The sequence below is a fragment of the Pseudomonas sp. ZS1P83 genome, assembly GCF_054897825.1.
Genome location: NZ_CM142706.1, coordinates 2531259 through 2554982, shown reverse-complemented (window position 1 = coordinate 2554982; position 23724 = coordinate 2531259). Strand labels below are relative to the sequence as shown.

Here is a 23724-nt window from a genome sequence, read left to right as displayed (position 1 = left end):
TGCTAATTTTGTCAGTGCGTTCGTTTGCAGAATCAGTACAATCTCCCGATTTGCCCCCCGAGAATGGAAGCAGTACGGAGGGGCTGTCGCGAGTAGTCTCATGCTTATCGGTAGCTTTTCCCCCACGCTGGTTGTCATCTCGCTTTTTGTGGCGATTCTCGCCTCCTATACCGCGCTCGACCTGACTGAACGCATCGCCACAGCCAAGGGCCGAGCCGTGCATCTATGGACGGCGGGCGGCGCCTTTGCCATGGGGGTTGGTGTGTGGTCGATGCATTTCATCGGCATGCTCGCGTTCAAACTACCCATCGACCTCGGTTACGACGTCGGTATCACGGTGCTGTCACTGCTGATTGGCATCCTGTCCTGCGGCTTTGCCCTGTGGCTGGTCAGCCAGCCACAATTACCGGCCTGGCAATTGGCGTTCGGCGCGCTGGTCATGGGCGTCGGGATCAGCGCCATGCACTACACCGGTATGGCCGCCATGCGCATGCAGCCGGGTATCGATTACGATCCGACGCTATTCGGCGCCTCGCTGCTGATCGCCGTAGTTGCCTCGGGCGCCGCGTTATGGATCGCTTTCCGCCTGCGCCAGCACACACCTTATGTCGGCCTGATCCGTGGCGGTGCGGCGGTGATCATGGGCCTCGCGATTGTCGGCATGCACTACACCGGCATGGCGGCGGCACGTTTCCCGGACGGCAGCTTCTGTGGGGCGGCCGTCAACGGCTTGAACGGCATGGGCCTGGACAATCTGGTGCTGATCACCACCTTGGCGGTGTTGAGCCTAGCCTTACTGACCTCGATCCTCGATGCGCGCCTTGAGGCCCGCACCGCAGGACTCGCCCACTCATTGACCGAGGCCAACCGTGAACTGACCCAGCTGGCCCTGCATGACACCCTGACCGGCCTGCCGAATCGCGTGTTGCTGGCTGACCGCATCGATCAGGCGATGTCGATGGTGCGCGAGCAGGGCGGTTGTTTCGCGCTGATGTTCATCGATCTGGACGGTTTCAAACCGGTCAACGATGCCTTCGGTCACCATATGGGCGATCTGTTGTTGCGTGAAGTCGGCCTGCGCCTGCGCGAGGATTTGCGCAGCCAGGACACCCTGGCGCGGATCGGCGGCGATGAGTTCGTATTGCTGGTGCAACTCGGCGAGCAGAATGACGCATTGAACCTGGCGGCCCGTCAGGTCGGGCTGATCGCGCGCGCGTTCCGGGTCGCCGAACATGACTTGCAGATTTCCGCCAGCGTTGGCATCGCGATTTTTCCGGGTAACGGTGAAACCACCGAAGAGTTGCTGATGAACGCCGACGCGGCGATGTATCACGCCAAGGGCGCCGGGAAAAACGGCTATAGCTTCTTCGATGCCTCGATGAACAGCAACGCGCGCAAACAGCTGCAATTGTTGCAGGACTTGCGTATCGCCCTCGATCAGCAGCAGTTCAGTCTCTATTACCAGCCCAAGTTCGATGCCGGCAATGGCCGGCCGGTCGGCGCCGAGGCGTTGCTGCGCTGGGTGCACCCGACCCAAGGCATGCTGCTGCCGGACAAGTTCATTGAACTGGCGGAAAAGACCGGGCTGATCATTCCGATTGGCGAGTGGGTGCTCAACGAAGCCTGCCGTCAGATGCGCGAATGGTATGTGCTCGGGTACACCGACTGGCGCATCGCCGTGAATCTTTCCGCCTTGCAGTTCTGCCACGTGGGCCTGGTCCAGAGTGTCGCAAAAGCCTTGGCCACTCACCATTTGCCGGCCAACAGCTTGACCCTTGAGATCACTGAAACCACCGCCATGAGCGATGCCGATGCGAGCATGACCGTGCTTCAGGAGCTTTCGACAATGGGTGTCGACCTGTCGATCGATGACTTTGGCACCGGCTATTCGAGTTTGATGTACCTCAAGCGCTTGCCAGCCAATGAACTGAAAATCGACCGGGGGTTTGTCCGCGATCTGGAACGCGACAGCGATGACGCCGCCATCGTTTCCGCCATCGTCGCCCTCGGGCAGGCGCTGGGGTTGCGGATCGTCGCCGAAGGGGTGGAGACCAACTCGCAGCAAGACTTCCTGACGCAACTCGGTTGCGACTCGTTGCAGGGATACCTGCTTGGGCACCCGCTGCCGGCCGAACGCTTCATGGTGGATATTCACCGCGCAGAGCAATTGGCGGTGTGTTGAGAACAAGCTGATTGATGTGAGCCCATGCAAAAGCCTGCGATGACGGTTATTCTTGCCCCCGACTGCTAACGCTTGGAAAGGGGGAAGCTCGTATGGACAAAGTCATCGTCATCACCGGCGGCAGCCGCGGTATCGGCGCCGCCACAGCGCTGTTGGCCGCCGAACAAGGCTATCGGATCTGTATCAATTACCTGGCCGACGAATCGGCTGCGCAAAAGGTGTTGGAGCAAGTCCGCGCCCTCGGCGCCCAAGCCATCGCGGTGCGCGCTGACGTCAGCATCGAAGACGAAGTGATCGCGCTGTTCCACCGTGTGGACATTGAACTGGGCCGGGTCACGGCATTGGTGAATAACGCCGGCACCGTCGGGCACAAGTCCCGGGTCGATGAAATGTCCGAATTCCGTATCCTCAAAATCCTCAGAACCAACGTACTGGCGCCGATCCTCTGCGCCAAGCACGCGATCCTGCGCATGTCGCCCAAACATGGCGGGCAGGGCGGCAGTATCGTTAACGTGTCCTCGGTGGCCTCACGCTTGGGCGCCCCCAGCGAGTATGTTGACTACGCGGCGTCGAAAGGTGCGCTGGATACGTTCACCATCGGCCTGTCCAAGGAAGTGGCCGGCGAAGGTATTCGCGTCAACGCGGTGCGTCCTGGTTACATCTATACCGATTTTCATGCGTTGAGCGGTGATCCCGATCGGGTCAGCAAGTTGGAATCGGCGATTCCGATGGCCCGGGGCGGGCGGCCGGATGAAGTGGCTGAGGCGATTGTGTGGTTGCTGTCGGACAAGGCGTCCTATGCGACCGGGACGTTCGTCGACCTCGGCGGCGGGCGTTGACCCTTTAGATGTGCACTGTTCGATCTGGCCTCATCGCGAGCAAGCTCGCTCCCACAGTTGATCGCATTCCCCTGTGGGAGCGAGCTTGCTCCGGGCGGCGTTCCGACGATGGCAATAGCCCAGACAACATCAAACCCTCAGAACGACCGCACAATCCGTCCCAACGTCTCCATCGCTTTCTCGGCAGTCTCATCCCAAGGGCTGCCGTAATTCAGCCGAATACAATTCCTGAACCGCTGGGTCGGTGAAAAAATTGGCCCCGGCGCAATGCTGATCCCTTGCGCCAACGCCATCTGAAACAACTTCAGCGAATCCATCTGCGGCGGCAATTCCAGCCACAGGAAGTAACCGCCGGCGGGTTGACTGACGCGAGTCTGCGCCGGGAAGTAGCGCGCGATGGCGGCGAGCATGGCGCTTTGCTGCTCTTCCAGGGCGTACCGCAGTTTTCGCAGGTGCCGGTCGTAGCCACCGTGTTGCAGGTAATCGGCGATGGCTGCCTGGGCCGGCATCGACGCGCACAGAGACGTCATGAGTTTCAGGCGTTCGATCTTTTGCGCATAGCGCCCCGCAGCGACCCAGCCGATGCGATAGCCGGGGGCCAGGCTTTTGGCGAACGAACCGCAGTGCATCACCAGCCCTTCGGTATCAAAAGCCTTCGCCGGTTTCGGCGCCTGTTGGCCGTAATAGAGTTCGGCGTAGACGTCGTCTTCGATCAGCGGCACTTGATGGCTGCGCAATAGATCAACCAGTTCTTGTTTCTTCGCCTCGGGCATCGTCGCGCCCATCGGGTTCTGGAAGCTGGTCATGCACCAGCAGGCCTTGATCGGGTGCCGTTCGAGGGTTTGTGCGAGTACGCCAAGGTCGATGCCATCGCGCGGATGCACGGGGATTTCGACGGCTTTGAGCTTCAGCCGTTCCAGTATTTGCAGGCAGGCATAGAACGCCGGGGCTTCGATGGCCACCAGATCGCCGGGCTCGGTGACCGCTTGCAGGCACAGATTCAGCGCTTCCAGCGCGCCATTGGTGATCAGCAGTTCTTCCATGGGCAACATCAGCCCGCCGACCATGTAGCGCAGGGCGATTTGTCGACGCAGCTGCGGGTTGCCCGGCGACATGTCAGTGACGACCATGCGCGGGTCCATCTCTCGGGCGGCGCTGGCCAGGGAGCGGGACAGGCGCTGCAGCGGAAACAGGGTCGGACTGGGGAAGGCCGAGCCGAAGGGCACGGTGTTTGGGTCCTTGATCGAATCGAGGACTGAGAACACCAGTTCGCTGACGTCGACTTCGGTGGACTCGTTGACCTGGCTGCTGATCACCGGCTCCGAGAATGGGCTCGGCGCGTGCGCGTTGACGAAGTAGCCAGAACGGGGGCGTGCGCGGATCAGGCCTCGGCGTTCGAGCAGGTAATAGGCCTGGAATACCGTGGACGGGCTGACCCCGTAGGTCTGGCTCGCGTAGCGTACCGACGGCACGCGCTGGCCGGGGCCGAGGACACCGCAGCGGATCAGTTCAGCGATGTCGTCGGCGAATTTTTCGTAGCGTTTCATCGAGTGCCTGGATAGGTGTAATACAGAAAAATCGAGATGACTTCTTCGCGGGCAAGCCTCGCTCCTACGGTCCGGTGTTGACTGTAGGAGCGAAGCTTGCTCGCGAACGGCAGCACCGCAGTCTAAGGGATCAACGATTCATCGGCGCAACAAACCGACTCTTCGCCACGCTATAAATCTCCGGTTCATCGCTGTCGACAATCTTGAGACTGATGCTCTGCGAACGGCTGCTCGACCGTTCCGTGGTCATCGCCACCGACACTGGCACATCAACAATCTCAGCGGGCGCCAGGCTCAGTTCGGTCTTGCCTTGCAATTGGAAGCCGTCGCCATCGACCAGGGTCAGACGATAGTTCTGACGTTGCTGGGTCTTGTTGATGACTTTCAGGCTGTAGATGTTTTCGATCTGCCCCAGACTGTTCTCGCGGAACAGGCCACGGTCCTTGCTCACGTCCAGCGAGACCATCGGCCGCTCAACCAGCGCCAGGGCAAGCGCACCGATCATCACCAGCAGCACCGCGGTGTAACCGATCAATCGCGGCCGCAACAGGTGAGTCTTGCCACCTTGCAACTCATGCTCCGAGGTATAGCTGATCAGCCCACGGGCGTAGCCCATTTTGTCCATGATCGAATCACAGGCGTCGATACACGCGGCGCAGCCGATGCATTCCATCTGCAAACCGTCACGGATGTCGATGCCGGTCGGGCAGACCTGCACGCACAACTGGCAGTCGATGCAATCACCGAGGCCGACTTCAGCCGGCGCCACGTCACGTTTGCGCGGGCCACGGTTTTCGCCACGGGCGACGTCGTAGGAGATGGTCAGGGTGTCCTTGTCGAACATCACGCTCTGGAACCGCGCATACGGGCACATGTGCATGCACACCGCTTCACGCAGCCAACCGGCGTTGATGTAAGTCGCACCGGTAAAGAACAGCACCCAGAACAGACTGACGCCACCCATCTGCAACGTCAGCAGTTCTTCGGCCAGCGGTCGGATCGGGGTGAAGTAGCCGACAAAGGTCAGGCCGGTCAACAGGCTGATGGCCAGCCACAAGGTGTGCTTGGCCGAGCGACGGATCAGTTTGTTCACGCCCCAAGGCGTGGCTTGCAGCTTGATTCGCTGGTTGCGTTCACCTTCGGTGATCTTCTCGCACCACATGAAAATCCAGGTCCAGGAGCTTTGTGGGCAGGTGTAACCGCACCAGACCCGCCCGGCGAACACGGTGATCGCAAACAGACCGAAGGCAGCGATGATCAGCAACGCCGACAGCAGGATGAAATCCTGCGGCCAGAAGGTCGCACCGAAGATGTGGAATTTGCTTTCGGCAAGGTCCCAGAGCACCGCTTGGCGGCCGCCCCAGTTCAACCACACCGTGCCGAAGAACAGCAGAAACAGAAACCCCGCGCCGCTCATGCGCAGGGTACGGAACAGGCCGGTGAAGCTGCGGGTGTGGATCAGGTTGTCGCTGGACTTGGCCTTCATCTTTGGACGCGAAGGCTCGTAGCTTTGTACTAGTGGTGCACTTTCAACAATTCGGACGGGGATTCTATCGCTCATGGTCTTTCGCTCATCAGCCTCCATCAGGCCTGAGCACTATGAGCGGCGATCTGTTTGCATAACAGACTCACCTATTGCGATAAAAAGCGGATCAGATGGGCGTTGATCCGCTGCCTGCGACAACTTGATGCACCCGATGCAGCAGGATGCAAAGGCCTACATCAAGCGTCTGCGAGTGTCGTTGATCCGGGTCAGTCAAATCACCGAATCACTGTCGGTAGCCTTTAAATGCTTACGACCGTCGACTGCGCCTGCTACGGTCAATGCGTCGGCTTCTGCTTCGGTGATGTAGACGCGCTGGCCGTTGAGCTCCACTGCCGACATGGCTTTTTCCGAGTCGGTGATGATGGTGACGTCGGGGCACAGACGAATTTCTTCGCCGTTTTCGAGGGTGAAAAAGCAGGTCTGGTTTTCGATGCGCACAGTCATGGAGGTGTCCTTTTTTCTGCGGGTTCTAACGTGTTAGGGCACAGACGAGGATCATCGTTCTATGCAACCGATTAATGGTCGACGCGGTCCATCCGGAATCGAGCAATTTTATATCCAGTCATCACAAGGACAACACCATGAACGCTTGGTGGCATGAGGTTTGGGTGACCCTGCAAGTGGAGTTCGCTGACATCGGCGACGCTTCACAACTGACGCGAATTACCGTGCGACTGGTGATGGCGGCGGTGCTGGGCGGGATTCTCGGCTTCGAGCGCGAACACAAAGGCAAGGCCGCTGGCGTGCGCACCCACATGCTGGTGGCCCTCGGCGCTGCGCTGTTTGTGCTGGTGCCGCAAATGTCCGGCTCTCAGGCCGATGCGATGAGCCGGGTGGTGCAGGGTGTGATCGCGGGGATCGGCTTTCTTGGTGCAGGGACTATTCTGAAAAACAACGAGGGCGATGAGGGGCATGTCAAAGGCCTGACCACCGCTGCCGGGTTGTGGATGACCGCGGCCATTGGCGTTTCGGCCGGGTTGGGGCGGGAGGCGACGGCGGTGTTCAGTACGTTCCTGGCGCTCACGATCTTCAGTGTAATGCCAAGGATCGTACGCATGCTCGATAAGGATCACGCCCCGTAAATGATCGTTCCCACGCTCTGCGTGGGAATGCATCAACGGACGCTCTGCGTTCGGCTCTTGATGGGACGCGGAGCGTCCCGGGCTGCATTCCCACGCGGAGCGAGGGAACGATCATTACTCGGGTGTGACAATGACCGGCGGCATGGTGTTCGGTGGCTCTTCCCGAGGTGGCGGGGTGGTGCCGGGCGGTTCTTGCTCAGGCACAGGTTCTGGCTCGGTCGGCGGAATGGTCGGGCTGTCGATGTTTGGATCAGGCGTCTCGGCAGGGATCGGAATGCTCATAGATTTAGCCTCCAGTGGCACATTGCGTAAGTCGTGCTTAAGTGTGTTGACCACCGTGCAAAGGAATTGATTCCCCCGAAGGCAGAGGCAAATGCTCGTGAACTTTACCGGTGCCTGTTGCTCGGAACCTAAGTGAGTTCATTCCGGGGCGGACGGTCCTGCGGGATGGCTATCCCGAGACAAGCCACAGACACAAGAGCGTCCATGGGGCGTAAAGGAGAGATGCTCGATGACTGCTGAAAAACCGACAGAACTGAACTACAACCCTCATATGCCGCTGTCGCAGGCTTTATTGCTGCCGCGCATCGCCATTGAAAACACCATGCCGACACTCGATGGCGGGCAGTTCGCCGTCAAAGCCGTGGTCGGTCAGGACGTGGTGGTGACCAGCAAAGTGTTTGCCGACGGTCACGACATGTTGGCCGTGCGAGTGCGCTCGCGTGCCGAGGGCGACGAAACCTGGCAAAGCGAAGTCATGACTGACTTGGGCAATAACGGGTGGCAGGGCCAATTCCGGGTCGCGCGCCAGGGCCGTTATATGTTTTGCATCGAAGCCTGGATCGATCAGTTCGCCAGCTTCTGTTATGAGCTGGAAAAAAAACACGCGGCCAGGGTGCCGGTCAGTCTGGAATTGCAGGAAGGGCGAACGCTGGTCCAGCTAGCCGCCGAACGCATGGAAGGGCTGCTGAGTGAACAACTGGCGGCACTGCACCATGAATTGTCGGGTCTGCTGGAAATCGAGCAGGTCGAGCTGTTTCTGCACCCGCGTAGCGCCGAGCTGATGTCGCAGGCCGATCATCGAGCCTATTTGAGCATCAGCCCTGAGTACCCGCTCGACGTCGAACGGGACCTGGCGCAGTTCGCCAGTTGGTATGAATTGTTTCCGCGTTCGATCACTGACGATCCGGCCCGTCATGGCACCTTCAACGATGTGCATTCGCGGCTGCCGATGATCCAGGACATGGGCTTCGATGTGCTGTACTTCCCGCCGATCCACCCGATCGGCCGCAGTTACCGCAAAGGCCCGAACAACTCCCTCACCGCCGGGCCGGACGATCCGGGCAGTCCGTATGCCATCGGCAGCGAAGAGGGGGGGCATGAGGCGATTCATTCCGAGCTGGGCACTCGCGAAGACTTCCGGCGTCTTGTGGTGGCAGCCGCTGACCATGGGCTGGAAATCGCCCTCGACTTCGCGATTCAGTGTTCCCAGGATCACCCGTGGCTGGAGCAGCATCCGGGCTGGTTCAACTGGCGGCCGGACGGCACGATCAAATACGCCGAGAACCCGCCGAAGAAATACCAGGACATCGTCAACGTCGATTTCTATGCGGCCGATGCGATTCCGAGTCTGTGGGTTGAGTTGCGCGACATCGTGGTGGGTTGGGTCGAGGAGGGCGTGAAGCTGTTTCGCGTCGACAACCCTCACACCAAACCGCTGCCGTTCTGGCAGTGGCTGATCGCTGATGTGCGGGCGCTGTACCCGGACGTGATCTTCCTGGCCGAAGCCTTCACCACCCCGGCGATGATGGCGCGGTTGGGCAAGGTCGGTTACTCCCAGAGCTACACCTACTTTACCTGGCGCAACAACAAGTCCGAACTGGCGACGTACTTCACCGAACTCAACGAGTCGCCGTGGCGTGAATGCTTCCGGCCGAATTTCTTCGTTAACACCCCGGACATCAACCCGGCGTTTTTGCATGAGTCGGGGCGCGCCGGTTTTTTGATCCGCGCGGCGTTGGCAACCATGGGCTCTGGTCTGTGGGGCATGTATTGCGGCTTCGAACTGTGCGAAGCGGCACCGGTGCCGGGCAAGGAGGAGTACCTCAATTCCGAGAAGTATGAAATCCGCCCACGAGACTTCAACGCGCCGGGCAACATCATTGCCGAGATCGCCCAGCTCAACCGGATCCGCCGGCAGAACCCGGCGCTGCAGACGCATCTGGGTTTGAAGGTCTACAACGCCTGGAACGACAACATTCTGTATTTCGGCAAACGCAGCGTGGATGGCAGCAATTTCATTCTGGTGGCCGTCAGCCTTGATCCGCAAAACGTCCAGGAAGCGAATTTCGAATTGCCGCTGTGGGAAATGGGCTTGTCCGACGACGCCAGCACCCAAGGCGAAGACTTGATGAGCGGTCATCGCTGGACCTGGCACGGCAAGTATCAATTCATGCGGATCGACCCGGCGCAACAACCGTTCGGGATCTGGCGAATTACCGTTTAGCACAGCACTGATCGTTCCCACGCTCCGCGTGGGAATGCCGCCTCGGACGCTCTGCGTCCGCCGCTGTGACGCAGAGCGTCACTGGATGCATTCCCACGCAGAGCGTGGGAACGATCCTGTCCGGGGCGTTTTCTGTTTTCAACAGGAGCTTTAAATGGCGAAGAAACCCAAGGCTGCCACCTTTATCAAAGACCCGCTCTGGTACAAGGATGCGGTGATCTACCAGGTTCACGTTAAGTCTTTTTTCGACTCCAACAATGACGGAATCGGCGACTTTCCCGGCCTTATCGCCAAACTCGATTACATTGCCGATCTGGGCGTCAACACCATTTGGCTGTTGCCGTTCTATCCCTCGCCACGGCGCGACGACGGCTACGACATTGCCGAATACCGTGGCGTGCATTCCGACTACGGCACCATGGCCGACGCCAAGCGTTTCATCTCTGAAGCCCACAAACGTGGCCTGCGGGTGATTACCGAGCTGGTCATCAACCACACCTCGGACCAGCACGCCTGGTTCCAGCGTGCGCGCAAAGCCAAACCTGGCTCGGCGGCACGGGACTTCTATGTCTGGTCAGATGACGATCAAAAATACGACGGCACGCGCATCATCTTTCTCGACACTGAAAAGTCCAACTGGACCTGGGATCCCGTGGCGGGCCAATACTTCTGGCACCGCTTCTATTCCCACCAGCCAGACCTGAACTTCGATAACCCGCAAGTCATGAAAGCCGTGCTGTCGGTGATGCGCTACTGGCTCGATATGGGCATCGACGGCCTCCGACTGGACGCCATTCCGTACCTGATCGAACGCGACGGCACCAACAACGAAAACCTGCCCGAGACCCATGACGTCCTCAAGCAGATCCGCGCCGAAATCGACGCCAATTATCCCGACCGCATGCTGCTGGCCGAGGCTAACCAATGGCCGGAAGACACGCAGCTGTACTTCGGCGACACCGATGCCAAAGGTCTGAACGGCGACGAATGCCACATGGCGTTTCACTTCCCGCTGATGCCGCGCATGTACATGGCGCTGGCCCAGGAGGATCGCTTCCCGATCACCGACATCCTGCGCCAGACCCCGGAGATTCCAGCCAACTGTCAGTGGGCAATTTTCCTGCGCAACCACGATGAATTGACCCTGGAAATGGTCACCGACAAGGAGCGCGATTACCTGTGGAATTACTACGCGGCCGACCGTCGGGCGCGGATCAACCTGGGAATTCGCCGACGTCTGGCGCCGTTGATGGAGCGCGATCGTCGCCGTGTGGAACTGCTCAACAGCTTGCTGCTGTCGATGCCCGGCACGCCGACCCTGTATTACGGCGACGAAATCGGCATGGGCGACAACATCTACCTTGGCGACCGTGACGGCGTGCGTACGCCGATGCAATGGTCGATTGACCGTAATGGCGGCTTCTCCCGCGCCGACCCGGCGAGCCTGGTGCTGCCACCGATCATGGACCCGCAATACGGCTACCTGTCGGTCAACGTTGAAACCCAGGCCGGCGACCCGCACTCACTGTTGAACTGGACCCGACGCATGCTCGCCGTGCGCAAGCAGTCCAAGGCCTTCGGTCGCGGTACGCTGAAAATGCTGTCGCCGAGTAACCGGCGCATTCTGGCCTACACCCGGGAATTCACCGGGGCCGACGGCAAGCACGAGATCATTTTGTGCGTGGCCAACGTGTCCCGTAGCGCACAAGCGGCGGAGTTGGACCTGTCGGCCTACGTCGGCATGGTGCCGGTGGAGATGCTCGGCGGTAACGCCTTCCCGCCGATCGGCCAGTTGAATTTCCTGCTGACCCTGGCGCCTTACGGTTTCTATTGGTTCGTGCTCGCGGCGGAAAACCAGATGCCGAGCTGGCACGTGGAACCGGCGCAAAGCCTGCCGGACTTCACCACGCTGGTGCTGAAGAAACGCATGGAAGAACTGCTTGAAGCGCCGTCCCGCGGCGCGCTGGAGCAGGGCATCTTGCCGAACTGGCTGCAAAATCGCCGCTGGTTCGCTGGCAAGGACACGGCCATCGAACAGGTCAACATTGTTTACGGTGTGCGCTTCGGCGATCCGCTGCATCCGGTGCTGTTGAGTGAAATCGACGTCACCAGCGGCGGCCAGACCAGTCGCTATCAGCTGCCGTTCGGCTTTATCTCCGAAGATCAGGTCGGTGCCGCGTTGCCTCAGCAACTGGCCTTGTCTCGGGTCCGGCGCGTGCGTCAGGTCGGTTTGATCACCGACGCCTTCAGCCTCGACACCTTTGTGCATACGGTCTTGCACAGCATGCAAAGTAATTCCGTATTGCCATCCAGCGCGGGCGAGATCCACTTCGAACCGACGGCGGAACTGGCGAAACTCGGTCTGACCGGGGAATCGGAAGTACGTTACCTGTCCGCCGAACAGTCCAACAGTTCGGTGGTGATCGGCAACAGCCTGGTGCTGAAACTGATCCGCAAGGTCGCGTCTGGCGTGCACCCGGAGCTGGAAATGAGCGCGTACCTGACCAACGCCGGTTTCCGCAATATCTCGCCGCTGCTGGGTTCGGTGGTTCGCCATGATCCGGCGGGCGAGGACAATTTGTTGATGATTGCCCAAGGCTACTTGAGCAATCAGGGCGACGCCTGGGAATGGACCCAGAACAACCTCGAACGGGCGCTGCGCGACGAACTGGCCGACGCCATGTCTGAGCAGGAGCAACACTACAACGCCTTGGGTGAACTGAGAGACTTCGCCGGCATGCTCGGTCAGCGTCTGGGCGAAATGCATCAGCTGCTGGCGGTGCCCAGCGACAACCCGGACTTCGCCCCGCAGGTCACCTCCCAGAAAGATGCCTTGGCCTCGGCCAAGGACGTGACGGCGCAACTGGAGTACGCGCTGAAGTTGCTCAAGCAGCATCAAAGCGAATTGAACCCGGCAGACAAAGCCTTGGTCAGTCGTTTGCTGGACAACAAAAAAGCCATCCTCAGCCATGTTCAGGAGCTGGGAAAAAAAGCCACCGGTGGTCTGCGCATTCGCGTCCACGGTGACTTGCACTTGGGTCAGGTGCTGGTCATCAAGGGCGACGCTTACCTGATCGACTTCGAAGGCGAGCCGGCGCGGCCGCTGCACGAACGTCGGGGCAAACACAGCCCGTACAAAGATGTCAGTGGCGTATTGCGTTCCTTTGACTACGCTGCGGCAATGGCGATCAACGTGCACAACGTCGACAACACGGCCGATGCTCAAGCCGCTCGTCAACGTGTTGCCGATCGCTATTTAAATGAAGCAAGACAAGCATTTGTCGACGCATATCGGCTGGCGGCAGCTAGTCTTGCTCATGCATGGCAAGATCCGGAAGGCGAGGACGCCGCGCTGGCGTTGTTCGGCCTGGAGAAGGCAGCGTATGAAGTGGCCTATGAGGCAGAAAATCGCCCCACCTGGTTGCCCGTGCCGTTGCACGGTTTGTATGGGTTATTGAGTGGGCTTAAACCCTTTTCCGATCTTGGTGGAGAGTAGTCATGAGTTTCTCAAACAAGGAACAGGGTCACGCTAAAGAAGCGTTGCTGCCCAGATCGCGGGACATCGACGCATTGGTACGCGCCGAACATCAGGACCCCTTTGCAATTCTCGGCCCCCACGGCGATGGTGCCGGTGGGCAATTTATTCGGGCCTATTTACCGGACGCCTTGAGCGTGCAGGTACTGGCCAAGGACTCCGGGGAAGAACTCGGCAACCTTGAGGCCACCCAGACGCCGGGCTTGTTCGTCGGGCATTTCGATCGGGCGCAGCCCTATTTGCTGCGAACCCGCTGGGCCGGCGGCGAACAAGTTTCCGAGGATCCTTACAGCTTCGGCCCATTGCTCGGCGAGATGGACTTGTACCTGTTCGCCGAAGGCAATCACCGCGATCTCAGCGCTTGCCTCGGTGCGCAGCTGAAGACGGTCGACGGTGTCGATGGCGTGCGGTTCGCCGTATGGGCACCGAATGCCAAAAGGGTGTCGGTGGTGGGTGACTTCAACAACTGGGACGGTCGTCGGCATCCGATGCGCCTGCGCCATCCCACCGGGGTCTGGGAAGTGTTTATCCCGCGCCTGCAGGCGGGGGAAACTTACAAATACGAAATCCTGGGTGCCCAAGGCATTCTGCCGCTGAAGGCTGACCCAATGGCGCTGGCCACCTCGCTGCCGCCGGATACTGCGTCAAAAGTGGCTTCACCGCTGAACATCGATTGGCAGGACCACGAGTGGATGCAATCGCGTGGTGACCGTCATCAGCGGAGCGCACCCTTGTCGATCTACGAATTGCACGCCGGGTCCTGGCAATGCGAGTTGGACGATCTGGGCGAAGTGGCGCGCCAGTACACCTGGCACGAGTTGGGCGAACGGCTGATTCCGTATGTGAAGGAACTGGGCTTCACCCACATCGAACTGATGCCCATCATGGAACACCCGTTCGGTGGTTCTTGGGGATATCAGCTGCTGTCGCAATTCGCCCCGAGCGCGCGCTATGGTTCGCCGGAAGACTTCGCCGCGTTCGTCAATGCCTGCCACCAGGCCGACATCGGCGTGATCCTCGACTGGGTGCCGGCGCATTTTCCGACCGATACCCACGGCCTGGCGCAATTCGACGGCACTGCGCTGTACGAATACGGTAACCCGCAGGAAGGCTTCCATCAGGACTGGGACACGCTGATCTACAACCTGGGTCGCACCGAAGTGCACGGCTACATGCTGGCCTCGGCGTTGCACTGGCTCAAACATTTCCACGTCGACGGTCTGCGGGTCGATGCCGTGGCTTCGATGCTGTATCGCGACTATTCGCGCAAGGCTGGCGAGTGGGTGCCGAACCGTCACGGTGGTCGGGAAAACCTCGAAGCCATCGACTTCCTGCGCCATCTCAATGACGTGGTCGACCTCGAAGCCCCTGGCGCGCTGGTGATTGCTGAGGAATCCACCGCGTGGCCAGGTGTCAGCCAGGACACGCAACAGGGCGGACTGGGCTTCGACTACAAGTGGAACATGGGCTGGATGCACGATTCGCTGCACTACATCCAGCAAGACCCGGTGTACCGCGCTCATCACCATAACGAACTGAGTTTCGGCCTGGTGTATGCCTGGTCCGAGCGCTTTATCCTGCCGATCTCCCACGACGAAGTGGTACACGGCAAGCACTCGCTGATCGACAAGATGCCCGGCGACCGCTGGCAGAAATTCGCCAACCTGCGCGCCTACCTGAGTTTCATGTGGGCGCATCCGGGCAAGAAACTGTTGTTCATGGGTTGCGAGTTTGGTCAGTGGCGTGAGTGGAATCACGATCAGCAACTGGACTGGTACTTGCTGCAGTACTCGGAACACAAAGGGGTGCAGAAGCTCGTCGGCGATCTTAATCGGGTGTATCGCGAAGAGCCGGCGCTGCATGATCAGGACGACGCGCCGCAAGGCTTCCAGTGGTTGATTGGTGATGATGCGATCAACAGCGTCTACGCCTTCCTGCGCTGGAGCAAGGACGGGCGGCCGGTGTTAGTGGTGGCTAACTTCACGCCGGTGCCGCGCGAGGGGTATCGCATTGGCGTGCCGTTTGCCGGGCGTTGGACCGAGGTGATCAACAGCGATGCTGCCACCTACGCCGGTTCGAACTATGGCAACAGCGGCGGGGCGTTTACCGAGGAAGAGCCGAGCCATGGGCAGGAACTGTCGTTGGTGCTGAACTTGCCGCCGCTGGCGGTGTTGATGCTGCGTCCAGAGGGTTGATCTAAAGCCGCGTCGCCGCCATCACGCGAGCTGGCTCCTGCTCGCGATGTGCAATGACGCGGAGTCAGCTCAACAGGCGAATCGGTCCTCCGACCGACCAGGCTTGAATGTCCTCGATCATCTGCGAGAAGAACTGCTGGTAGTTGTGCTGGCTGACATACCCGACGTGGGGCGTGGCCAGCACATTGTCCAGGGTTCTGAACGGATGATGAGCGGGCAAGGGTTCCTGCTCGAAGACGTCCAGCGCCGCGCCTGCCAGTCGCTGTTTCTGCAGCGCCTTGATCAACGCCGCCTCATCGACAATCGGCCCGCGGGCGGTGTTGACCAGCAGCGCTGTGGGTTTCATCCAGCCCAGCGCCTGGGCGTCGACCAAGCCTCGGCTGCGATCGCTGAGCACCAGATGGACCGACAGCACATCGGCCTGTTCAAACAGCTCCTGCTTGCTGACATAGGTCACGCCGGTTTCGGCCGCGCGCTCGACGGTCAGGTTTTCGCTCCAGGCGATCACCCGCATACCGAACACCAGACCGAACTGGGCAACGCGAGTGCCGATGCTGCCTAAACCGAGAATCGCCAAGGTCTTGCCATGCAGGTCGCCGCCCAGCCCTTGTTGCCATTTGCCTGCGCGCAGGGCATTGGCTTCGACCACCAGGTTGCGAGTCGCGGCCATGATCAGCGCCCAGGTCAGTTCCGGGGCGGCGTGCTTGTAACTGTCGGTGCCACAGACCTGGATACCCAGCGCGGCGGCGGCTTTCAGGTCCAGGGCGGCGTTGCGCATGCTGCCGGTGACCAGCAGCTTGAGTTTCGGTAAGCGCCGCAGCAGGTCCTCATCGAACCGGGTGCGCTCGCGCATCACGCAGATCACCTCAAACTCACGTAGGCGTACGGCCAGGATGTCGTTGTCGGCCGGGTAGTCATGGATGAAGTTCACCTGACCGATGTCGTCCAGCACCGACCAGTCCACCACGCCACGGGCCACATCCTGCCAGTCATCAATCACCGCAATCTGCACAGCCATCAGCCTTACCTCATCAATGAACGGGGTTGGTTTTGTTCAGCCAGGCGAGCAGCGCCTGGTGGAATTGCGCCGGTTCTTCCATTTGCGGCGCATGGCCCATGCCGGGGAATTCAACCAGCGTCGACCGGGGGATCAGCTTCGCTACTTGCTTGCCGAGGACGTCGTAATGACCAATTTTCGCCTTGACCTCCGGCGGTGCGATGTCCTTGTTGATGGCCGTGGTGTCAGAGGTGCCGATCAGCAGCAGCGTCGGCACTTTCAGGTCTTTGAATTCGTAGTACACCGGTTGGGTGAAGATCATGTCGTAGATCAGCGCCGAGTTCCACGCCACTTGGGTTTTACCCGGGCCTTTGGCCATGCCCGCGTACATGTCCACCCAGCGGTCAAACTCGGGTTTCCAGCGACCGTCGTAATAAGTGCTGCGCTGGTAGTCGTGGATGCGTTGCGCGGTCACCTTCAGCTCGCGTTCATACCATTGATCCACTGTGAGATACGGCACGCCGAGGGCTTTCCAGTCCTCAAGACCGATAGGGTTGACCAGGGCCAGTTGTTCGACCTGTTCGGGATATTGCAACGCATAGCGGGTGGCAAGCATGCCGCCAGTGGAATGCCCGAGCAGACTGGCCTTCTGGATGCCGAGAGCTTTGAGCAGTTGTTGGGTGTTGGCGGCCAGTTGCTGGAAGCTGTACTGATAGTTGTCCGGTTTGCTGGAGGTGCAGAAACCGATCTGGTCCGGGGCGATGACCCGGTAACCGGCTTCGCTTAGGGCCTTGATCGAGGTTTCCCAGGTTGCACCGCAGAAATTCTTGCCGTGCATCAGTACGATACTGCGCCCGTTGGCCTTGCCAGACGCGGCAACGTCCATGTAGCCCATTTGCAGGGATTTGCCCTGGGACTCAAAGGCGAAATGCTTGACTGTGTAGGGATACTCGAAACCCTGCAGTTCCTGACCATATTCCGGGCCTTCGGCGTGAGCAATGACGGGCAGTGCAGCAGTCAGTAGCAGGCCGGGTAGCCAGCGGGAAAGGGTGAGGGACATGGGGGAACTCCGTTGAAAATCGGCCGATGCTGGATCGGCACGATTAGGGCGACATTAAACACAGGCAATCGCCGTGCATGATCGTTCAACCCATCCAGCCCACTGTGGCAAAAGCCAGCACGCCATAACGGGCGGCCTTGGCGAGGGTCACGATGAATAAAAAACGCCCCAGCGGCTCACGCATCACGCCGGCCACCAAGGTCAAAGGATCACCGATCACAGGCACCCAACTCAGCAGCAACGACCAATGACCATAGCGCTGATAATGGACTCTGGCTTTTTCCAGATGACGCGGACTGACCGGAAACCAACGTCGATCGCGAAACCGCTCGATACCGCGACCCAGCCACCAGTTCACCAGCGACCCCAGAACATTGCCCAAAGTCGCCACGGCGAGTAGCGACCAGAGCCCATACTTGCCGCTGAGCAACAGGCCTACCAACACCGCTTCTGACTGCAAGGGCAACAGGGTTGCCGCACCGAATGCCGCGAAAAACAGCCCGATGTACGCACCGAAGATCAATGGACGGGGTAGTCCGCCACCACCACGTCAGTGCCGTCCTTTTTCAGGCCGAACACCTGGTACGCATCACTCATGCCGTCCATTTCCATGCCGGGCGAACCCATGGGCATGCCGGGGGCGGCGACACCCAATAGATCGTCGCGCTTTCTCAAGGCCAGCACCTGATCGGCCGGAACATGGCCTTCGACGAATTTACCGTTGATCAAACCGGTGTGGCACGACGCCAGACGCGGAGGCACGCCGTGCTGTTGCTTGAATTCGCTCATGTTGGCTTCGACGTGATCGTCGACTTTGAAGCCGTTGGCCTCCAGATGGCTGATCCACTTTTTGCAGCAACCGCAATTGGCATCACGGTGGACCTCGATCGGGATCAGGTCGGCGGCCTGGGCCAGGGAGGAAATGAACAGGGCGCTCAGGGCGACCAGACGCAGGTGGATTCGCATGGGGGAACTCGTCTCGAATTGCGGCCAAAAAAACGCATTCTGACCCGTTTAGCCGACATCGAGGTAGGAGATTGTTTCGAAGGGTGCGCCAAGCACGTGCAGAAAGGTATTAAGGGGGTGGTTAGGGATACTTGAGTATCGGGCGTGGTACAAACAAGCCGAGTCAGATGTCGATGACAGCCAATTAGTCGCCTGTACCACTATCAAAAAAATCGTATAGGCCAATGAAAATCAGGCGTTGGGCGGTTTGTATCGTAAATGTACGAGAATTGTAAAAAGCTGAAATATGTGTAGGTAGGCGTTCGCATCGCGCCGATACTTCCCCGCATTCATCTCGCTTAAACAAGGATTTTTTATGTGCCCGTCGCAAGGACTTCCGAATCTCGTCGCGCTGTCAGGAGCACGGTCATGACTATTGGTCTGGTCGGCAACTGGACGGCCAAATCGGGTCTGCTGATTCGCCAGGGTTCGGCCAATGCGAAACCGGTTTCCCAGAGCGCCAAGGTGCGGGAAATGCTGACCATGGTGGGCACCAACCCGACATTACTTGATCGCACGAAGATGGATGCCCAACAGCTGTTCAAGCAGGTCAAGGGCTTCAACCCGGAAAACATCTCGGCCAAGCAATTGGGCAACATGAGCACCTACCTCAAGCAAAAGGGCATCATTGGCGATGTGACGGCGCTGACGTTGCTCAATGCTGGAGACAAGTTCGATAAGTTTGGCGTGCCAAATGACCCCGAGGCGAAGTTCAATGCCCTGGAGTACTTTGCCACTCAACTGGATTCCATCCAGAACAACAACCTCAAGGGCAACAAGTACGCCAACTACCTGGTGCCTGAGTTCAAAAAAGCGATTTACGTATTGCAGAACCTCAAGACCTACGGCGAAGGCAATGGCTCGACGGTCAAGAAGAAGGACTGACGCCTCCTGACCCGATCTATGCATGGAGCGGGTCAGAAGACGGTTGATCAGCGGTCGAGCAGTTGCATCACCGCTTCCGGATAACGCAAGCCTGCGGTGGCATCGGCCGTGAAGATTGCTTCCAGCACCTGCAACTCACTGACGCTCAGTTTCACGTCCAGCGCCGCGACATTTTCCTCCAGGTATTGACGCTGCTTGGTCCCGGGAATCGGGATCAGGTAGTCGCCTTGCGCCAGGACCCAGGCCAACGCCAGTTGCCCGGCGGTCACGCCTTTGTCGGCGGCCAGTGCCTGGACTTGCTGCACCAGCAGCAGGTTCTTCGCGAAATTCTCCCCTTGAAAACGCGGGCTGAAGCGACGGTAATCGTCCGCGGCAAAGTCGTCCGGGCTTTTCAATGCCCCGGTCAAAAAGCCGCGACCGAGTGGGCTGTAGGGGACAAAAGCGATACCGAGACGCTGGCACGCAGCGAGGCAACCGTTGTCTTCCTGATCGCGGCTCCACAGTGAGTACTCACTTTGCAGCGCGCTGATCGGATGAACCTTGTTCGCCCGTTCAAGCGTGGCGACCGATGCTTCGCTCAAACCCAGGTAACGCACCTTGCCGGCTTTCACCAGTTCGGCCATGGCGCCGACGGTTTCTTCGATGGCCACTTGTGGGTCGATCCGGTGCTGGTAGTACAAGTCGAGGGTGTCCACACCGAGGCGCTTGAGGGTGCCGTCAATAGACGCGCGAATGTATTCCGGGCGGCCATCGACACCCCGTGCGGCCGGGTTGGCCGGGTCGCGTACGATGCCGAATTTGCTGGCCAGAAACACCTGGTCGCGCTTGCCGACGATAGCTTTGCCGATTAGTTCTTCGTTGGTGTGCGGGCCATACATGTCAGCGGTGTCGAGCAGGTTGATCCCCAACTCCAGCGCGCGGTGCAACGTGGCCGTCGCTTCGCGAGTGTCCACGCCCGTCGTGTAGAAATCGGTCATGCCCATGCAACCCAGACCGATCGCCGAAACCTGCGGACCGTTTTTGCCCAGTTGACGTGTTTGCATGAAATCAGCTCCCAGTGAATGTGAAACCCATTGTTGACCTCGACAGATACAAGATAAACCGGCTAAAACTGCTATCACTGTTTGCAATTTCTAAATAATCAGCCGGTATGTCAAACCAATGGACCGTTTCAACGCCATGCGCGTGTTCACCCGAATCGTCGAACTCGGCGGCTTTGCCAAAGCGGCGGACAGCCTGCAATTACCCCGTGCTTCAGTGACCATTCTGATCAAGCAATTGGAGGCGCATCTCGGTGTGCAACTGTTGCAACGCACGACGCGGCAGATCAGCCTGACGCTCGACGGTGCAGCCTATTACCCTCGTTGCGTGCGATTGCTGGCCGACCTGGAAGAAACTGAAGCGGTGTTCAGCGCTGCGCGCAATAACCCCAAGGGGCTGTTGCGAGTGGACATGCCAGCGGGGGTGGGGCGCTTGATGGTGATCCCGGCATTGCCGCAATTCACCGCCCGTTATCCACTGATCGAGCTGGAAATTGGCCTGAATGACCGGCCTGTCGACCTGATACGCGAGGGCGTCGATTGCGTGCTGCGGGGCGGTGCGTCACTGGACAATTCACTCGTGGCGCGGCCGTTGGCCATGCTCGACCAAGTCACGTGTGCCAGTCCCGAATACTTGAAGCGTCACGGAACGCCTCAGCGTCTGGCTGATCTTGAGGGGCATAAGATGGTGGAGTATTTCTCCAGCAGCAGTGGGAAGCGTTATGGGCTGGAGTTCATGGTCGATGATCAGGTTCAGCTCATTGATTTGCCCAAGCAAGTGTCGGTCAATAGCGCCGATGGTTACCTGGCAGCGTGTGAGGCGGGCTATGGTCTGGTCCAGACCCCGTATTACCACGTTGCTCGCCAGCTGAGTGAAGGCCGTGTGTGTGAAGTACTCAGGGCGGTGCCGACACCTGGGATGCCGTTGACGGCGCTCTACCCTCCACACCGCCAGTTGTCCCGGCGGGTGAGGGTGTTTGTCGATTGGCTGGTTGAGCTTTGCGCGCAACCGGGTAATGACTTTCATCGAAAAGACTCAAGCGGCTGAGCAAGCGTTGTTTCGAGCAGCGTTGCTGCCGTGTGTGTTGCCGTTTTGCTGTAAGTCGTCATGCAACCTTTGCATGTGCGGGCAGTGCAAGTCGAGGTGCCGAGGCTCGGTCCCACGATGAAACAGCGCGAACCACCCGTTGCTGTATGGCGTGGGCATCAGCCCGGTGAAGGTGAAACCAAGGGCCGACAAATTGCGCAAATCCTCGGCAAAGTGCCAGGACAATTGGAGTTTGGCCGAGACCAGCCAGTGCCTGGGCAGGTGCCGGATTTGATCCAGGAGATGTTTGTTCAAGCGCTGAATAAGCATGTCGAACCGTTGATGGTGTCGTTCAATTTGCACGGGCAGAGCGAGGCAAGGCGCCATGTCCTGATGGGTGCCAAACACTGAACAAAGGTGCTGCATGAACGCTCGGCAACTCTCGGGCCATGGGATATCGGGGAGCGGGCGTTCATGTCCTTCATTTATGTGACAACCCAGCACCATGGTTTCCCGCAACGGTTCAGTGAGTGGCGACGCGATGTAGTCGGGAAGCAAGCCAGTGCTATGGAAGCCGATTTTTTCTGCCATGCGTTGAGTGTACGGATGGTGAGTGACTTGCTTGATCGAGAGGCTTTCGAGATTCAAGAATTCTGAAAGCTCGATGAGTTGCGAGCCAAGAAGCGTTGCGACACTTTGTCCCTGAGCGGCGGGGTGCACCGCCATGAGCGCCAGTTCAGCGGTTAATGAAATCGCATCGAGGCACAACGCGGCGTGTCCCAGTACGTGCTTGTCGTCCACCGCCACGACGGATTGCCAGCGGCCCTCGGCATTGTGCTGACTGATCAGGGTCGGCAAGTAAATATCTGGCCTGGCGTAATGATCGCCGTAGATCTCGCGAAATAACTGGCTCACGGCCTGTGCGTCGGATGGCTGGTAGCGTCGAAGAATCAACTGGCTCATTAGTCGGGCTCCGGCGAGGGGGCATCATAGACTCGTAAGTCCAGGATCCGCAGTTGTTTGCCGGAACGAGGATGCAGGCTCAGGTCTGTCACTGCGCAGGGCAGGACCCGCAATTCGAGCAACCCATCGCGACTCAGGTCGTCGATGTCGGGGTATTGGGTGACCAGCGCTTCCTGTAATGCCCGGAGCATTGGCTCTACATTCTGTTGCTGGGGCCCGGGTACCCATTTCACACTCAGAATGTCCTTGTAACCGGTATTTTCGATGAGCAACTGCCATTGGTTACTGTTGGCAATCCGCTCGACGATCTCGCTTATTTCAGCGGGAAACAGCGACATCACACCGACTCGTATCCGCTGGCTGTACGCACTTCGCCCCTTTAGAGCAAATTTACGCCTCGGGGTCGCGCCGGGTTCGCGCCAGCATGCAAGGTCACCCACCGGGTAACGCAGCAAGGGCATGAGCCGACGAGCCAGATTGGTCACCACTAACAGCCCGGTGCGATCGCATTCTTCGATGACCTCACCGGTGAGTTCATCGACGATTTCCAATAGGGTATGGCGTTCGAACACCCGATGTTCGCCCAATGCACAGTCGCGGTCGGAAGCCCCGATGAGACCGGCGTCCACGCTGGCATAGCCAATCGAAGCGATGCGGGCATTGGGGAACACTTCGGCGAAGATTGCCAGTTGCGCAGCAAACAGGCTTTCTCCTGCATAAAGCAGCGTTTCGACCCCGCACAGCACTTGCCGATGCTGTGCAAGGTACGCAGCGAATCGCAGTAACTGTGCCGGGATCCCGGCCAGAACATTGATTCGATGTCGGGCAGTGGCCTCAGCCAAACCATCCAGTTCGACTTGGCCGGTGAACGGAAATTCACAGATGGATTTCCCGACATGCGCCAATGAGTGATGAGTGAACAGAAAACTGGCGTAAAGATCTCCGGAAAAAAACAGATTCGCCACCCGGTCGCCGTGGTTCAGTTGAGTCGCGAGGCTTTGACCAAACGTACTGACCATGGCGTGCCATTCGTCTCTGGAGTAAACCGAAAGTTTGCCCTGGCCGGTCGAGCCCCCAGTTTTAAACACCAGAGCATCATCGACAGTGCCGGTCAGGACCGGCCAGTGATGCAGGTCATCGCTGTCAGCCCAATAGTCGGTCAAGTTGATCAGTGGTAAATCTTTTAAATCAATACTGTTCAGCGGTAAGTGTTTCAGATGTGTGCGATAGAAGTTGGAGTGTTGCCGTACATAAGGCACAAGTTGCTCAAGCGAATAGGGTGATTTCACTGGATTCTCGTTTGCGATCAGGCATC

Annotated in this window: 19 protein-coding genes; 8 read left to right on the top strand and 11 right to left on the bottom strand. The window is 59.1% G+C overall.

Features of this window, described 5'->3' with window-relative positions:
* Positions 1 to 100: 100 nt before the first annotated feature.
* Positions 101 to 2182 carry a putative bifunctional diguanylate cyclase/phosphodiesterase gene (locus tag ACYZT0_RS12270; protein WP_462046057.1) on the top strand — a complete coding sequence of 694 codons (2082 nt, stop codon included), beginning with the start codon at positions 101 to 103 and terminating at the stop codon, positions 2180 to 2182.
* A gap of 92 nt (positions 2183 to 2274) precedes the next feature.
* Positions 2275 to 3021 (top strand): SDR family oxidoreductase, encoded by a 747-nt coding sequence (locus ACYZT0_RS12265; RefSeq protein ID WP_462046056.1) that lies wholly within the window; start codon positions 2275 to 2277, stop codon positions 3019 to 3021.
* 137 nt (positions 3022 to 3158) lie between these two features.
* On the opposite strand, the gene mapR is transcribed toward ACYZT0_RS12265, so the two are convergent.
* From mapR to ACYZT0_RS12250, 3 genes are all read right to left on the bottom strand, one after another.
* Complete coding sequence (gene mapR, locus ACYZT0_RS12260) at positions 3159 to 4568, bottom strand: GntR family transcriptional regulator MpaR (RefSeq protein ID WP_462046055.1); 1410 nt, start codon at positions 4566 to 4568, stop codon at positions 3159 to 3161.
* Positions 4569 to 4698: 130 nt separating this feature from the next.
* The gene (gene ccoG, locus ACYZT0_RS12255; protein WP_462046054.1) at positions 4699 to 6129 is read right to left on the bottom strand and encodes a cytochrome c oxidase accessory protein CcoG; all 1431 of its coding nucleotides are present in this window, start codon (positions 6127 to 6129) and stop codon (positions 4699 to 4701) included.
* 195 nt (positions 6130 to 6324) lie between these two features.
* Complete coding sequence (locus ACYZT0_RS12250) at positions 6325 to 6558, bottom strand: DUF3203 family protein (protein ID WP_462046053.1); 234 nt, start codon at positions 6556 to 6558, stop codon at positions 6325 to 6327.
* A gap of 137 nt (positions 6559 to 6695) precedes the next feature.
* On the opposite strand from ACYZT0_RS12250, the gene ACYZT0_RS12245 reads away from it, so the two are divergent.
* A complete protein-coding gene (locus ACYZT0_RS12245; protein WP_462046052.1) occupies positions 6696 to 7196 on the top strand; it encodes an MgtC/SapB family protein in 501 nt (166 codons plus the stop codon).
* Positions 7197 to 7310: 114 nt separating this feature from the next.
* Here ACYZT0_RS12245 and ACYZT0_RS12240 read toward each other — a convergent pair whose 3' ends face one another.
* Positions 7311 to 7478, bottom strand: a complete 168-nt coding sequence (locus tag ACYZT0_RS12240; RefSeq protein WP_462046051.1) for a hypothetical protein — start codon at positions 7476 to 7478, stop codon at positions 7311 to 7313.
* 229 nt (positions 7479 to 7707) lie between these two features.
* Between ACYZT0_RS12240 and ACYZT0_RS12235 the strand changes: the two genes are divergently transcribed.
* From ACYZT0_RS12235 to glgB, 3 genes are all read left to right on the top strand, one after another.
* Positions 7708 to 9702: an alpha-1,4-glucan--maltose-1-phosphate maltosyltransferase gene (locus ACYZT0_RS12235; RefSeq protein ID WP_462046050.1), complete on the top strand. Its 1995-nt coding sequence runs from the start codon at positions 7708 to 7710 to the stop codon at positions 9700 to 9702.
* Between the two features lie 154 nt (positions 9703 to 9856).
* Complete coding sequence (gene treS, locus ACYZT0_RS12230) at positions 9857 to 13198, top strand: maltose alpha-D-glucosyltransferase (protein ID WP_462046049.1); 3342 nt, start codon at positions 9857 to 9859, stop codon at positions 13196 to 13198.
* Between the two features lie 2 nt (positions 13199 to 13200).
* Positions 13201 to 15432 carry a 1,4-alpha-glucan branching protein GlgB gene (gene glgB, locus ACYZT0_RS12225; protein ID WP_462046048.1) on the top strand — a complete coding sequence of 744 codons (2232 nt, stop codon included), beginning with the start codon at positions 13201 to 13203 and terminating at the stop codon, positions 15430 to 15432.
* Positions 15433 to 15496: 64 nt separating this feature from the next.
* Here glgB and ACYZT0_RS12220 read toward each other — a convergent pair whose 3' ends face one another.
* The 4 genes from ACYZT0_RS12220 to ACYZT0_RS12205 form a co-directional block, all read right to left on the bottom strand.
* Complete coding sequence (locus ACYZT0_RS12220) at positions 15497 to 16450, bottom strand: D-2-hydroxyacid dehydrogenase family protein (protein WP_462046047.1); 954 nt, start codon at positions 16448 to 16450, stop codon at positions 15497 to 15499.
* Positions 16451 to 16463: 13 nt separating this feature from the next.
* Positions 16464 to 17489: an alpha/beta fold hydrolase gene (locus tag ACYZT0_RS12215; RefSeq protein ID WP_462046046.1), complete on the bottom strand. Its 1026-nt coding sequence runs from the start codon at positions 17487 to 17489 to the stop codon at positions 16464 to 16466.
* An 85-nt stretch (positions 17490 to 17574) separates the two neighbouring features.
* Positions 17575 to 18009 carry a YqaA family protein gene (locus ACYZT0_RS12210; RefSeq protein WP_462046555.1) on the bottom strand — a complete coding sequence of 145 codons (435 nt, stop codon included), beginning with the start codon at positions 18007 to 18009 and terminating at the stop codon, positions 17575 to 17577.
* A complete protein-coding gene (locus ACYZT0_RS12205) occupies positions 18009 to 18455 on the bottom strand; it encodes a DUF411 domain-containing protein (RefSeq protein ID WP_462046045.1) in 447 nt (148 codons plus the stop codon). Before ACYZT0_RS12205 ends, ACYZT0_RS12210 begins: the two co-directional genes overlap by 1 nt.
* 408 nt (positions 18456 to 18863) lie before the next feature.
* Here ACYZT0_RS12205 and ACYZT0_RS12200 point away from each other — a divergent pair, with 408 nt between their 5' ends.
* Positions 18864 to 19379 carry a hypothetical protein gene (locus ACYZT0_RS12200; RefSeq protein WP_462046044.1) on the top strand — a complete coding sequence of 172 codons (516 nt, stop codon included), beginning with the start codon at positions 18864 to 18866 and terminating at the stop codon, positions 19377 to 19379.
* A gap of 47 nt (positions 19380 to 19426) precedes the next feature.
* Here ACYZT0_RS12200 and ACYZT0_RS12195 read toward each other — a convergent pair whose 3' ends face one another.
* Positions 19427 to 20422, bottom strand: coding sequence for an aldo/keto reductase (locus tag ACYZT0_RS12195; RefSeq protein ID WP_462046043.1), 996 nt, complete (start codon positions 20420 to 20422; stop codon positions 19427 to 19429).
* A 118-nt stretch (positions 20423 to 20540) separates the two neighbouring features.
* On the opposite strand from ACYZT0_RS12195, the gene ACYZT0_RS12190 reads away from it, so the two are divergent.
* Positions 20541 to 21467, top strand: a complete 927-nt coding sequence (locus tag ACYZT0_RS12190; RefSeq protein WP_462046042.1) for a LysR family transcriptional regulator — start codon at positions 20541 to 20543, stop codon at positions 21465 to 21467.
* Here the strand turns inward: ACYZT0_RS12190 and ACYZT0_RS12185 are convergent.
* Positions 21456 to 22409, bottom strand: coding sequence for a GNAT family N-acetyltransferase (locus ACYZT0_RS12185; RefSeq protein WP_462046041.1), 954 nt, complete (start codon positions 22407 to 22409; stop codon positions 21456 to 21458). The genes ACYZT0_RS12190 and ACYZT0_RS12185 overlap by 12 nt on opposite strands.
* Positions 22409 to 23698 (bottom strand): phenylacetate--CoA ligase family protein, encoded by a 1290-nt coding sequence (locus ACYZT0_RS12180; protein WP_462046040.1) that lies wholly within the window; start codon positions 23696 to 23698, stop codon positions 22409 to 22411. The genes ACYZT0_RS12185 and ACYZT0_RS12180 overlap by 1 nt, the downstream gene beginning before the upstream one ends.
* Positions 23699 to 23724 lie beyond the last annotated feature (26 nt).